This is a genomic window from Microbispora triticiradicis (genome assembly GCF_005864065.1).
Lineage (GTDB): Bacteria > Actinomycetota > Actinomycetes > Streptosporangiales > Streptosporangiaceae > Microbispora > Microbispora triticiradicis.
Genome location: NZ_VANP01000002.1, coordinates 512,193 through 526,295 on the forward strand (window position 1 = coordinate 512,193; position 14,103 = coordinate 526,295).

Annotated in this window: 7 protein-coding genes; 4 read left to right on the forward strand and 3 right to left on the reverse strand. The window is 68.8% G+C overall.

Annotated elements, in window-relative coordinates:
- Nucleotides 1–5: 5 nt before the first annotated feature.
- The 3 genes from FED44_RS07370 to FED44_RS07380 form a co-directional block, all read right to left on the reverse strand.
- Entirely contained in the window at nt 6–1,385 is a 1,380-nt protein-coding gene (locus FED44_RS07370; RefSeq protein WP_244301770.1) for a lectin, read from the reverse strand.
- Between the two features lie 346 nt (nt 1,386–1,731).
- Nucleotides 1,732–3,291 carry an arabinofuranosidase catalytic domain-containing protein gene (locus FED44_RS07375; RefSeq protein ID WP_138460163.1) on the reverse strand — a complete coding sequence of 520 codons (1,560 nt, stop codon included), beginning with the start codon at nt 3,289–3,291 and terminating at the stop codon, nt 1,732–1,734.
- Nucleotides 3,292–3,573: 282 nt separating this feature from the next.
- Complete coding sequence (locus FED44_RS07380; RefSeq protein ID WP_208758869.1) at nt 3,574–4,311, reverse strand: FadR/GntR family transcriptional regulator; 738 nt, start codon at nt 4,309–4,311, stop codon at nt 3,574–3,576.
- A 383-nt stretch (nt 4,312–4,694) separates the two neighbouring features.
- Here FED44_RS07380 and FED44_RS37140 point away from each other — a divergent pair, with 383 nt between their 5' ends.
- The 4 genes from FED44_RS37140 (at nt 4,695) to FED44_RS07400 (ending at nt 13,628) form a co-directional block, all read left to right on the forward strand.
- Nucleotides 4,695–7,124, forward strand: a complete 2,430-nt coding sequence (locus FED44_RS37140; RefSeq protein ID WP_138460164.1) for an RICIN domain-containing protein — start codon at nt 4,695–4,697, stop codon at nt 7,122–7,124.
- A gap of 124 nt (nt 7,125–7,248) precedes the next feature.
- Nucleotides 7,249–8,676: an RICIN domain-containing protein gene (locus tag FED44_RS37145; protein WP_167521412.1), complete on the forward strand. Its 1,428-nt coding sequence runs from the start codon at nt 7,249–7,251 to the stop codon at nt 8,674–8,676.
- Nucleotides 8,677–8,789: 113 nt separating this feature from the next.
- Nucleotides 8,790–11,672: a lectin gene (locus tag FED44_RS07395; protein ID WP_138460165.1), complete on the forward strand. Its 2,883-nt coding sequence runs from the start codon at nt 8,790–8,792 to the stop codon at nt 11,670–11,672.
- A 120-nt stretch (nt 11,673–11,792) separates the two neighbouring features.
- Complete coding sequence (locus tag FED44_RS07400; RefSeq protein ID WP_208758870.1) at nt 11,793–13,628, forward strand: ThuA domain-containing protein; 1,836 nt, start codon at nt 11,793–11,795, stop codon at nt 13,626–13,628.
- Nucleotides 13,629–14,103: the final 475 nt, after the last annotated feature.

Consider the following 14,103-nt stretch of genomic DNA (forward strand, 5'->3'; position numbering starts at 1 on the left):
TGGACTCAGACGCGGGTCCACTTCTGGTTGTTGCCGCCGGTGCACGACCAGATCTGGACCCGGGTGCCGTTGGCGGTGCCGCTGCCGGACACGTCCAGGCACTTGTTGGCGCCGACCGCGGTGATGGTGCCGTCGGAGTTGAAGCGCCACTTCTGGTTGTTCTGGCCGTTGCAGTCCCAGATGATGACCGCGGTGCCGTCCGCCGTGCCCGCACCGTTCACGTCCAGGCACTTGTTGCCGTAGACGCGAAGCTCGGACGCGCTGGTGGAGGTCCACTTCTGGTTGTTCTGGCCGTTGCAGTCCCAGATCAGCACCGTGGCGCCGTTGGTCTGCGAGGCGCCGTTGACGTCGAGGCAGCGGTTCGACGCCACGCCCCTGAGGGAGTTCGTGCCGCCCGAGGGGCCCGTCGGAGTCGAAGAGGGCGTCGAGCTGGGAGTCGTGCTGGGAGTCGCCGAAGGCGTCGAGTTGCCGCTGAACTGCGTGAAGAAGTTCCACGTCACCGATCGGGTCCAGGAGTTCTCACCCGGCTCGAAGTCGCCGGACTTCCCGTCCACCGGGTTGGGCGTGTGGCCCGCGTCGAACGCCGCCCACGCGACGGGATAGCCGGCCCGGCACCCCGAGTAGTAGGTGACGATGTGCGTCAGGCTGCCCTGCGCCGGCTCCGGCGGGTTCTGGGGCGTGCAGCCGTTGTTCCTGACGAACCTGTCCCGCAGCGACCGGCCCTGGGAGATGTTGAGCACCGGGTCGCGGAGGCCGTGGAAACCGAGGTACGCGACGGGCTCGGTGCCGCCGCTGCACCCGCTGAGCTGTCCGCCGGAGTAGACCGCCACCGCGCGGAACACGGTGGGCCGGGAGCAGGCGAGCGAGTAGCTCATGCCGCCGCCGTAGCTGAAGCCCATGGCGAAGCGCTGGGTGGTGTCGATGCACAGGTCCGACTCGAGCCGCCGGATCATGTCGTCGACGAAGGTGACGTCCTCGCCGCCCGAGTTGGCCCAGCCGTTGTTGAAGCCCTGGGGCGCGACGAAGATCGTGGTGTTGTTCGACAGCGCCCTGGTCCCGTAGTAGGACCAGACGTACCCGCTGGTGCCGCCCGAGTCGACGTCGTTGGCGGTGCCGCCGTTCCAGTGGAACCCGAAGACCAACCGGTACGGGTTGGTGTTGTTGTAGTTGTCGGGGATCCTCAGGATGAAGCTGCGGTTCTTTCCGCTGGTCGTGATCGACTGCGTGCCGCTCCTCAGCGTCGGAGTCTTGCCGCAGCCGGCCGTCGCCGCGGCGGCGACGGCGCTGTGGGTGGTGGACGCGGTGCCGCCGAGTGCCACACCCGCCGTTCCCAGGGTGAGAAGCGCCGCCGCGGTGACCGCGGTGAAGATGGATTTGTACCTCAAGTCACGCAACTTTCTGTGCTGTGTCGAGTGTCGGATGAGGTGTCCCGGAGCCTCAGGCACATTACGGTCCCAGTCAACAAATCAGTCAAGAGCATAAGAATGCTCTTTCGTCGCCTACGGCGCCGGATCTCCCGGGTCGCAGGCCGCGATTTTCGGCTTCGCAGCCGGTTGAGCTGGTGATTCTGGCCCCTCGTGTGATTCCACCGTGATCGCGATGAGTGCTACTCATCTCCGCAGTCATCCGCGAAAAGACGGCCGTTCGGTGAAACTAAGTCGTACTCTTTCAGGCCGCTGCGAGGGTGGCCCGCCGCCGCGGCCCGGGGTCCGGGCCGCGGCGGGACGGGGTCTAGCGGTAGCCGGCCGCCACGATCTCGGCCTGGATCGCGTTCTCGGTGGCGTCGGAGGGGTAACCCGCGACCATCGCGCCTTCGTAGAAGGTGCCGGCGCTGAGGTTGGCGCCGCCGTCGGGCTTGCAGCAGTCGCCGCCGCTGCCGAGGATGATCGCGCCCTGCTTCTTCATCGGGCTGTAGCCGCCGGGGAGCGAGCCGTCGTACAGCGTGTAGAGGCTGCCGGACTGGGCGTTGCTGCCCTTCATCGCGAACCGGGACGTGCCGTTGTTCTTCAGGGTGGCGGTGACGAACTTGCTGGTGAAGGCGCGCTGGTTGGGGTTCCACGACTGGCTGCCGCCCGGGAACAGACCCCATTCGAGGTCGGCCTGGACCCACGGGCCGCTTCCGGAGCAGCCGCCGAACCAGCACTGCTTGCTGAAGTTGATGGCGTCCATGGCTCCGGCGGCGTCGGCCTTGCGGGTGGTCTCGCTGTTGCCGTAGTCGAAGCAGCAGCCGCTGTTGACGTGGGTGCCGCTGGTCACCATGTACATGCCCTCGGGGGCGCTGCCGGTGGGGACGCCGGTCAGGTGGCCGTCCCGCCAGTAGCTGTTGCCGGGGTTGATGTACAGCGAGTACGCCTTGTTGCCCCCGACGGTGAGCGACTCGGTCGTCGCGACCGCCGGCTTGCTCTGGGGAGAGCCGGGGACCACGCTGGATCCCTGGTACCACAGGTCGTTGCCCCGCCCGGACTGGTCGTACACGACGGTGACGACGCAGGTGGTGCCGGAGCAGAACGAGTCCTGGGCCGCCGCGTTGGCGACGCCGCCCGCGGTCAGGACGGCGATGTTGCGGGTGGTGTTGTCCGAGGAACGCCGCACCTGGTACAGGTTGCCGTTGTAGGCGCCGTACAGCGCCCGCGTCGTGCTGTGCGCGGCCACGCACGGCGTGCCACCCGAGGCGTAGATGTCGCACGGGCGCGCGCCGGGCGGCGGCGGTGTGGGCGATGTGGTGGGGGTCGCGCTCGGCGAGGCGCTGGGCGACGTGGTGGGCTGCCCCCCGGTGGTCCACTTCTGGTTGTTGGCGCCGGTGCACGACCAGATCTGCACCTTCGTGCCGTTGGCGGTGCCGTTGCCGGACACGTCCAGGCACTTGTTCGCGCCGACCGCGGTGATGCTGCCGTCGGAGTTGAAGCGCCACTTCTGGTTGTTCTGGCCGTTGCAGTCCCAGATGATGACCGCGGTGCCGTCCGCCGTACCCGCACCGTTCACGTCCAGGCACTTGTTGCCGTAGACACGCAGCTCGCTGGCGCTGGTGGTCGTCCACTGCTGGTTGTTCTGCCCGTTGCAGTCCCAGATCAGCACCGTAGCGCCGTTCGACTGCGACGCGCCGTTGACGTCAAGGCACCGGCCCGATCCCGTGCCCACCAGTGGCGTGGTCGCCGCCGAGGCCGGCGCCGACCAGCTCAGGGCGGCGGCCAGGAGGGTGGTCAGCACCGCGACGGCAGACGAGATGACGGCCGCCCGGGAGCGCCGTCCGTGCGGCGCGCGGTCTGGTAAGGGAACGGATGAGGGTTCCATCGTGGGTACTCCTTGGGGGGATAGGGCCGGTGCGGCCCCGCGCTCGGAGAACCGCGGGGCCGCACCGGAGACCGCGTGAGCAGGGAGCAGAGATCGGGGAGCAGCGGACAGGGCGGGATCCGCCCGCAGGCCGTCGGCGTCACGACGGATGCGAAGCGGCGTATGCGAATCGATTCGCCATCGCACCGGATCCGCTGCGAGATGGTGCGGTGTACAGCGAAGCACACACGACACACGGACCGCCTGTCAAGGCCGGTCCGGGCGGCCCATGGCCTGCCGGGGTCAGTCGGACGAGAAGAGGCGCTGCTGGATTTCCCTGCGGTAGTCGTCCAGGGTGTTGTCGATGTGCGTCGCGGCGGCGTGGGCCGCCGCTTCCGCGTCACCGGCGCGAATCGCCTGGTAGATGGCGTCGTGTTCCTCGACGGCCTTGGCGGCGTGCCCGCCGACCGAGCCGCGCAGCCCGATGAGGCTCGACTGGGCCTGCAGCCGCCGCGCCTCGCGTACGGCGATCTGGAGGAACATGTTGTGCGAGGCCGTGGCGATGGCGGTGTGGAAGGCGTCGTCGCCCTCGTCGAACAGGTCCTGGCGCCCGGTGTCGAAGCCGTGGCGGCACACGGCGGCGGCCTCCTCGACGGCTCTGAGCTCGGCCGGAGTGGCGCGGCGGGCGGCCAGCCGGCTGGTCTCCATCTCCTGGGCGCGCCGGAACTCGAACAGCATGTAGACGTGGTCGAGGTCGGTGGGGAGGAAGAACGACGCCAGCCGCCCGGCCCCGAGCATCCCCTCGTCGTCGGCGACGTACAGGCCCCGGCCCTTCTGGGCGCGCACCCGGCCGAGCGCCGACAGGATCTTCACCGCCTCGCGCACGACGGTGCGGCTGGTGCCCAGCTGCCCGGCCAGGTCGTTCTCCGTCGGCATGCGGTCACCCGGACGCAGGCCAAGCCGGGCGATCAACTCCAGCACCTGCTCCGCGGCCACCTCGTAGCCCGGCCGGTATCCGCCCTCACGCGGGGTGTCGGTCACCGCGCCTCCTCCTCGCCGTCCCTGCAGAAGTATGACCGATCGGGGCGCCCCTCCCGCCCTTCCGGAGACGGATCCGATCAGTACGACACATGTGAACGGTTCATTTTCGGCAGCCAGGAGCGGGACGCGCGCGTGGAGGGCGTTACCGCAGGTGAGTGATGGAAAACGGCTCACCGTACCCCGGACCTGAATGTGCGCTGTGTGAAATGAGTGGGCTTAAGGTCTTGACGGGTCCTTGGTGCTCCGATCGTAATTGGTCCGGATCCGCACAGCCGGCCGTCGTCGTACACCTCCGCGTCCGACGACGGTCTCCTCCTCAGGAGGGCGTCACCTGCCGGAGGAGGGCGTGACCTGACCGCACCCCTACCCCCCAAGGAACCACCGTGCAACGATCTTCGCCCGTCACGGCGCTGAGGCCGGTCCTGACCGGCGTCGTCGCCGCGGCGCTGGCCGCGGCGTTCGCCCTCGTCGCCCCGGCCGCCTCGGCCTTCGCGGCCACCACGACCCTCTACGCGTCCCCTTCGGGCACCGGCACCGCCTGCACCTCGGCCGAGCCGTGCTCGCTGCCCGCGGCGCAGACGGCGGTGCGGTCGTTGAACGGCTCCATGTCCGGCGACATCGTCGTCCAGCTGGCCGACGGGGTGTACCGGCTCTCGTCCCCGCTCCGGCTGACCTCGGCCGACTCCGGAAACAACGGCTACACGGTCAGGTGGCAGGCGGCGGCGGGCGCCCATCCCGCCATCAGCGGTGCCCGGGCGGTCACGGGCTGGTCACAGGCGGACGCCGGGAAGAACATCTGGCGCGCCAACGTCGGCACGGGGATCGACACCCGGCAGCTGTACGTCAACGGCGCCCTCGCCACGCGCGCCCGTACCCAGGTGAACCGGAACGACTTCACCGCGACCACCACCGGGATGAGGTTCAGCAGCAGCGCGCTGAGCTATCTGAACAGTCTGGCCAACCAGAACCGGGTCGAGATGGAGAGCGTCGGCTCTTTCACCGACCGGTACGTGACGGTGCAGAGCATCAGCGGCAACTTCATCACGATGCAGCAGCCCGGCTGGAACAACAACACCTTCGGGTACGACACCTTCAGCCAGCCGCACCGGGCGGGCGCGCTCTACCTGGAGAACGCGTACGAGTTCCTGGATTCCCCGGGTGAGTGGTACATCAACCCCGGGACCGGCGTCCTGTACTACATCCCGGCGTCCGGGCAGAACATCAACAACGTCAGCGTCGAGCTGCCGGTGCTGCAGTCGCTGGTCGACGTCGGCGGCACCTACGACTCGCCCGCGCACCACATCACGTTCAGCGGCATCACGTTCACGGGTACGACCTGGCTCGGGCCCAGCAGCAACCAGGGCTTCGCGGACCAGCAGACCGGCTCCTACATCGCGGGCAACTACAACTGGCCCGCCGACAGGCTGACCTCCTGCCAGGAGGGCTGCCAGGCGTTCGAGTCCGCGCGGCCGAACTGGTACCAGATGCCCGCCGCGGTCCAGGTCTCCGCCGCCAACAACATCACCTTCACCGACTCGCAGTTCGTCAACCTGGGCCAGACGGCCATCGGCATCGGCAACGACGCCAACGCGCACGCCAGCGGTGTGGGCCTGGGCGCGAGCGACATCACGGTCACCCGGTCCGAGATCGCCCGCAACTCGGCCGGCGGCGTCGTGGCCGGCGGGGTGCGCGCCGACGCCCACCACCCGAGCGACCAGCGGATGGTCAACCGGAACATCACGGTCAGCAACAACCGGATCCACGACCTCGGCCTGGACTACCGGGGCATCGTCTCGGTCCTGACCACCTACGTGACCACCTCGGACGTGTCGCACAACGAGGTCTACAACCTGCCGTACACCGGCATGTCGATCGGCTACGGCTGGGGCGCCAACGAGCCCGGCGGCAACAACAGCTACACCAACCGCGGGCTGTACAACTACCAGCCGCGGTACACCACGGCCACCACCGCGTCCGGCAACAAGCTCGTCGGCAACTACGTGCACGACGTCATGCAGCAGATGACCGACGGCGGGTGCATCTACACGCTGTCCTGGAACCCCGGCGCTGTGATCAGCGACAACTACTGCCTGCGGACCAACGGCTATTTCGGCGTCTACTTCGACGAGGGCTCGAAGTACTACACCGTCAGGAACAACGTCCTGTCGAACACCGGCACCTGGGCCACCGCCAACTACTGGGGCGGTGAGAACATGGGGAACTTCACCGTCACCGGCAACTGGTCGACCAACAGCAGCACCAACATCACGAACGGTGACCGCGGCAACGTCGTCAACAACAACCTCGTCGTCTCCGGCGGCAACTGGCCGTCCGGTGCGCAGGCCGTGATGGCGGCCGCCGGGCCCCAGAGCGGCACGTCGTCGCCGTCGGCCTCCCCGTCGGCCTCGCCCACTCCGCCCGCGGGGAGCACGAGCTCGCTGAAGGGCGTGGCGTCGGGCCGCTGCCTGGACGTCAACGGCGCCTCGCAGAGCAACGGCGCGACCGTGCTGATCTGGGACTGCAACGGTCAGAACAACCAGAAGTGGACCTCCACCAGCGCGACCGAGCTGCGCGTCTACGGCAACAAGTGCCTGGACGTGAACGGCGCGGGCACGGCGGACGGCACCGCGGTGATCATCTGGGACTGCAACGGCCAGAACAACCAGAAGTGGCGCCTGAACTCCGACGGCACCATCACCGCCGTCGGCGCCAACAAGTGCCTGGACGTGTCCGGCAACGGCACCGCCAACGGCACGAAGGTGCAGATCTGGTCGTGCACCGGCGCCAACAACCAGAAGTGGACCCGGGTCTGACGCGCGCGACGCTCCCGGAGAGCTTCCGACGCATGTGACCTTCGAGGCTCCGCCGGGGTGACCCCTCACCCCGGCGGAGCACGGCACGGCGGCCGCCGCCGACTCCCATCCCGCAGGAGCAGAAGTGTCCCCACCGCAAGCCCCGGAGCCGGCCTCCCGCCGGGCCGTTTCCGCGTACGACACCGGACCGAGGCGCTTCGCAGCCGCCGTCCTCGCCGGGATCGTGGCCGTTCTCCTGGCGACGGCCGGCGCGGCGGGGTGGCCGTCCGCCGTGTCCGCCGCCGACAACCCCTACCAGCGCGGGCCCGCGCCCACCGCGGCGAGCATCGCCGCGGACCGCGGTCCCTTCGCCACCGCCCAGGTGACCGTGCCCAGGGGCAACGGATTCGGCGGCGGGGTCATCTACTACCCGACCGACACCAGCCAGGGCACCTTCGGCGCCATCGCGATCGCCCCCGGCTTCGGCACCGCCTGGAGCTACTACGCCTGGCAGGGCCCGAGGCTCGCCTCGTTCGGGTTCGTCGTGATCGGGATCGAGACCAACACCCTCAACGACTACGCCGACGCCCGGGCCGCCCAGTTGCTCGCCGCGCTGGACTACCTGGTCAACAGCAGCTCCGTACGGGACCGGGTCGACCGCAACCGGCTGGCGGTGGGCGGCCACTCCATGGGCGGCGGCGGGGCCATCCTCGCGGCCAACCAGCGGCCCTCGCTGCTGACCGCGGTCGGGCAGGCGCCGTACGTGCCCGACGGCAGCCTGTCGGGCATCAAGAGCCCCACGATCATCTTCGCCGGCCAGGCCGACGGAACGGTGACCCCGCAGTACGCGCAGAACGCGTACAACACGATCCCCGGCAGCGTGGAGCGCGCGTACGTCGAGATCGCGAACGAGGGGCACGGTTTCCCCGCCGGGGGCGGCGGCGGCAACTCGGGCGCCTTCGCGCGCACCATGATGGTCTGGCTGAAGCTGTTCGTCGACAAGGACACTCGTTACGCGCCGTTCCTGTGCCCGTCGCTGACGAACGCGAACGGCATCTCGAAGTACATGGCCAGCTGTCCGCTCGACCCGCCCGGCGGTGGTCCGACGGCCAGCCCGACCTCGACCCCGACCTCCACACCCACCTCGACGCCCACCTCGACTCCGACGGGCACTCCGCCCGCGGGGGGCACGAGCGCGCTCAGGGGTGTGGCGTCGGGCCGGTGCCTGGACGTCAACGGCGCCTCCCAGGCCAACGGCGCGACGGTGCTGATCTGGGACTGCAACGGCCAGAACAACCAGAAGTGGACCTCCACCAGCGCGGGCGAGTTGCGGGTGTACGGCAACAAGTGCCTGGACGTCAACGGCGGCGGCACCGCCGACGGCAGCGCGGTGATCATCTGGGACTGCAACGGCCAGAGCAACCAGAAGTGGCGGCTCAACTCCGACGGCAGCATCACCGCCGTCGGCGCGAACAAGTGCCTGGACGTGTCCGGCAACGGCACCGCCAACGGCACCAGGGTCCAGATCTGGTCGTGCACCGGCGGCACCAACCAGAAGTGGACCCGCGTCTGACCACGAACCGAACCGGAGGCGGCACCCCTCCCGAAACCCCGTCCACCGGCAACAGCGCGGCGGCGCGCGCCTTTGCCCGACTGCATCTCTCATGTCAGGAAGGAACCCCCCTTATGTCCCGACGTCCGTGGCCGGTGATGCTGGCCACGCTGGCGCTGCTGGCTCCTCTGCCGATGGCGCTCAATGTCCCGGCGGCGAACGCGCTGACGATCCCGGCCTCCGACTACCAGCAGGTCGCCCTGGCGACCGGTGGCGGGGAACTGGGTGAGGCGATGTCGCTGGCGGTGCTGCCGAACCGGTCGGTGCTGCACACCGCCCGTGACGGCACGCTGCGGATCACCGACGTCAACGGCACCACGAAGGTGGCCGCCAAGCTGAACGTCTACACCCACGACGAGGAGGGGTTGCAGGGGGTCGCGGTCGACCCGAACTTCGCGACCAACCGCTACGTCTGGCTGTACTACTCGCCGCGGCTGAGCACCCCGTCCGGCGACGCCCCCTCCAGCGGCTCACAGTCGCAGTTCGACCAGTGGAAGGGGCACCTGAACCTCTCCCGCTTCACGCTCAAGTCCGACGACACGCTGGACCTGAGCAGTGAGAAGGTCGTGCTGGAGGTGGCCAACGACCGGGGCATGTGCTGCCACGTGGGCGGTGACATCGACTTCGACGCGGCCGGGAACCTCTACCTGACCACGGGCGACGACAGCAACCCGTTCGAGTCGGCCGGATACTCGCCGCTGGACGAGCGCACGGACCGCAACCCGCAGTACGACGTGCAGCGCACCGCGGCCAACACCAACGACCTGCGCGGCAAGCTGCTGCGCATCAAGCCGCAGCCGGACGGGACGTACACGATCCCGAGCGGCAACCTGTTCCCGCCGGGCACGGCCAAGACGCGGCCGGAGATCTACGCGATGGGGTTGCGCAACCCGTTCCGGATGAGCGTGGACAAGGCCACCGGGGTGGTCTACCTGGGTGACTACGGGCCGGACGCGGGGTCGACCAACTCCAACCGCGGGCCGCAGGGGCAGGTGGAGTTCAACCGGATCGCCAGCGCCGGGAACTACGGGTGGCCGTACTGCACCGGGTCCAACAGCACGAACGAGACCTACAACGAGTGGAACTTCGCCACCAACAGCACCGGCCCGAAGTACAACTGCTCGGGCGGGCCGACCAACAACTCCTTCCGCAACACCGGGCTCACCACGCTCCCGGCGGCCAGGCCGGCCTGGATCCGGTACGGAGGGGACGCCGGTTCGCCGCCGGAGTTCGGCGGCGGGTCCGAGTCGCCGATGGGCGGTCCGGTCTACCGGTACGACCCGAACCTGAACTCCTCGGTGAAGTTCCCCCAGGCGCTGGACGGACGGTTCTTCGCCGGTGAGTACGGCCGCAAGTGGATCAAGGCCATCGAGGTCCGCTCCGACGGCGGGTACGGCGAGATCAGCGCGTTCCCCTGGTCGGGGACGCAGGTGATGGACATGGCCTTCGGCCCGGACGGCGCGCTGTACGTCCTGGACTACGGCACCGGCAGCAACAACCAGGCGCTGTACCGGGTCGAGTACATCGGCAAGGCCAACCGCAACCCGATCGCCAAGGCCTCGGCGGACAAGACCTCCGGCGCGGCGCCGCTGACGGTCAACTTCTCCTCCTCGGGCAGCTCCGACCCAGAGGGCGGCGCGCTGAGCTACTCCTGGGCGTTCGGGGACGGGACCACCTCCACGGCGGCCAACCCGAGCAAGACCTACAACACCAACGGCACCTACACCGCGACGCTGACCGTCCGTGACCCGCAGGGGCTGACCGGCACGGCGAGCGTGACCGTGAACGTGGGCAACACCGCGCCGTCGGTCACCTTCAACTCGCCGGTGGAGGGGCAGTTGTTCTCCTTCGGTGACACGGTGCCCTTCCAGGTCACCGTGTCCGACCCCGAGGACGGGACGATCGACTGCTCGGGTGTGACGGTCACCTACTTCCTCGGGCACGACAGCCACGCCCACCAGATCACCTCGAAGTCCGGGTGTTCCGGGTCGATCGCGGTGCCGGTCGACGGTGAGCACGACTCGGCGGCCAACATCTACGGGGTGCTGCAGGCGACCTACACCGACAAGGGCGGCCTGACCACCACCGTCGTCCGGACGCTGCAGCCGCGGCACCGCCAGGCCGAGCACTTCGGCGCCCAGCAGGGCGTGCAGACGGCCGACCACACCACCGCCGAGGGCGGCAAGACCGTCGGCTTCACCGACGACGGCGACTGGATCTCCTTCACCCCCTACAACGTCTCCAACGCCACGCGCATCACCGCGCGGGTGTCGTCCGGTGGCGTCGGCGGCCGGCTGGAGGTGCGGGCGGGCTCCGCGACCGGCACGCTGCTGGGCACGGTGAACGTGTCGCCCACCGGCGGCTGGGAGACCTTCGCCGACGTGTCGGCGAACCTCAGCGGAGCGCCGGCCGGGACCACCACGCTGTATCTGGTGTTCCGCGGGGCGACCGGGCAGGGATACCTGTTCGACCTGGACGCCTTCACCCTCGACACCGGCACCTCCAGCTCTCCCTCTCCGTCGCCGTCCCCGTCCGCGTCTCCGTCGGCCTCGCCGACTCCGCCCGCGGGTGGGACGACCTCGATCAAGGGCGTGCCGTCTGGCCGGTGCCTGGACGTCAACGGCGCCTCGCAGACCAACGGCGCCACGGTGCTGATCTGGGACTGCAACGGCCAGAACAACCAGAAGTGGACCTCCACCAGCGCGACCGAGCTGCGCGTCTACGGCAACAAGTGCCTGGACGTGAACGGCGGCGGCACGGCGGACGGCACCGCGGTCATCATCTGGGACTGCAACGGCCAGAACAACCAGAAGTGGCGCTTCAACTCCGACGGCACGATCACGGCGGTCGGGGCGAACAAGTGCCTGGACGTGGCGGGCAGCGGCACCGCCAACGGCACGAAGGTGCAGATCTGGTCGTGCACCGGCGCCAGCAACCAGAAGTGGACCCGCGTCTGACGCCGTCTCGCAGGCCACTCCCCATCAACCGATCCACCACCTGATGCGACGCCCGGCACGGCCCCGCCCTCGACGAGGAGGGACGGGGACCGCGCCGGGCGCCGCGACGAAAGGACATCCATGCTGCGACATCTGACCCCCGCCGCGCCCGGGCGCGGTGCGGGAGGCGACCGGAAGGCGTCGGTGCTGCGACGCCTGTCGGCGACCGCGGTGGCGTTCACCACCGCCGCCGCCGCGATGGTGGTCCCCGCCACCCACGCCCAGGCCGCCGCCTTCAAGGTGCTGGTGTTCTCCAAGACTGCCGCGTTCCGGCACGACTCCATCCCCGCCGGCATCCAGGCCATCCGTGAACTCGGCGCCGCCAACGACTTCGCCGTGGACGCCACGGAGGACGCGAACGCGTTCACGTCGGGCAACCTCGCGCAGTACAAGGCCGTGGTGTTCCTCAGCACCACCGGCGACGTCCTCAACGCCACCCAGCAGACCGCCTTCCAGTCGTACGTCGACGGCGGGGGCGGTTACGTCGGCGTGCACTCGGCGTCCGACACCGAGTACGACTGGCCCTACTACGGGCAGCTGATGGGCGCCTGGTTCAAGGACCACCCGGCGATCCAGCAGGCCACCCTCAAGGAGGAGGACCGCGCGCACGCGGCCACCGCCCATCTCGGCCAGACCTGGACGCGCACCGACGAGTGGTACAACTACCGCACAAACCCGCGCGCCAACGTGCACGTGCTGCAGAGCCTCAACGAGAGCAGCTACAGCGGCGGGAACATGGGCGACCACCCGGTCACCTGGTGCCACCCGCAGGCGTCCGGCCGGTCGTTCTACACCGGTCTCGGGCACACCCAGGAGTCGTACGCCGATTCCAACTTCCGCACCCTGCTGCTCGGCGGCATCCGCTACGCGGCCAAGGCCACGAACGCCGACTGCCGTCCGGAGACCGGCTACACGACCCTGTACAACGGGTCGACCTCCGGCTGGACGCAGGCCGGGCCCGGCTCGTTCACCAACAGCGACGCCACGCTGACCTCCCAGGGCGGCATGGGCATGCTGTGGTACAACGCCAAGGAGTTCGGCTCCTACTCCCTCAAGCTCGACTGGAGGATGACCGGCGACTCCAACTCCGGCGTGATCGTCGGGTTCCCGCCCACCAGCGACCCCCAGACGGCCCTCGACACGGGGTACGAGGTCCAGATCGACGCCACCGACACCGCGGACAAGACGACCGGGGCGATCTACGGCGTCAAGTCGGCCGACCTCGCCGCACGTGACGCGGCGCTGAACCCGCCGGGTCAGTGGAACACCTACGAACTGCTCGTCGAGGGCGAGCGGCTGCAGGTCTTCCTGAACGGCAGCAAGATCAACGACTTCACCAATACAAACCCGGCGCGATCCCTGCAGCAGGGATACATCGGCATCCAGAACCACGGGTCCGGCAACGTGGTGGCCTACCGGAACATCCGCATCAAGGAACTGAGCGGCCCGTCGCAGTCCCCCTCGCCCTCCCCGTCCCCCTCTCCGTCCGCTTCTCCGTCCGCTTCTCCGTCCGCGTCGCCGACTCCGCCCACGACGAGCACGACCGCGCTGCGGGGTGTGGCGTCGGGCCGGTGCCTGGACGTCAACGGCGCCTCGCAGTCGAACGGCGCGACGGTGCTGATCTGGGACTGCAACGGCGGGAACAACCAGAAGTGGACCTCCACCAGCGCCACTGAGCTGCGGGTCTACGGCAACAAGTGCCTCGACGTCAACGGCGGCGGCACCGCCAACGGCACCGCGGTCATCATCTGGGACTGCAACGGCCAGAACAACCAGAAGTGGCGCTTCAACTCCGACGGCAGCATCACCGCCGTCGGCGCGAACAAGTGCCTGGATGTCAGCGGCACCGCCAATGGAACAAAGGCGCAGATCTACACATGTAACGGTCAGAACAACCAGAAGTGGACTCGCGTCTGAGGTCATCCGTCCACCCGGGGAACGGCGAGGTATCCGGAGTCCCACTCTGCCTCGCCGTACCCGGCGCGACTTCCGGCGCGGCCCTGATCGGGGCCGCGCCGGTTTTTTGGTAAGGCGGAGGCATGTGCTGATTCGGGGGATTTTCTCCCGATAGTGCCAGGAGTCCCTTTTCCCATGTCAGGAGCGCGCGGCTGTGCGCCCCGGGGGCGGGTCCGCAGGTATGAAAAGGGGTCCGGCACGGCCTCGGCATGAGCGTGAAAGTTTCATACTCATTTCGTCCACGACCCTGACGGAAGATCTCCGATGGCTGTGGAGTGGGGGTCCCCGGTCGCCATGACATGGTCATTGTCCTGTGAAAGGGCAACTTCCGCAGGAAGGTGGCGAAACTCTGGTGCGGAACGGGAGAAGAAGTCTCCATGGCACGAAAATAAGCGTGCTTGACAACAGAAGTTTGGTAGACCTATTTTCTTCCCGA

What these genes read in the sequence shown, in the direction of transcription:
- FED44_RS07395 (WP_138460165.1), top strand. Translation starts at nt 8,790, where the DNA reads ATGTCCCGACGTCCGTGGCCGGTGATGCTGGCCACGCTGGCGCTGCTG.
- FED44_RS07400 (WP_208758870.1), top strand. Translation starts at nt 11,793, where the DNA reads ATGCTGCGACATCTGACCCCCGCCGCGCCCGGGCGCGGTGCGGGAGGC.
- FED44_RS07375 (WP_138460163.1), bottom strand. Translation starts at nt 3,291, where the DNA reads ATGGAACCCTCATCCGTTCCCTTACCAGACCGCGCGCCGCACGGACGG.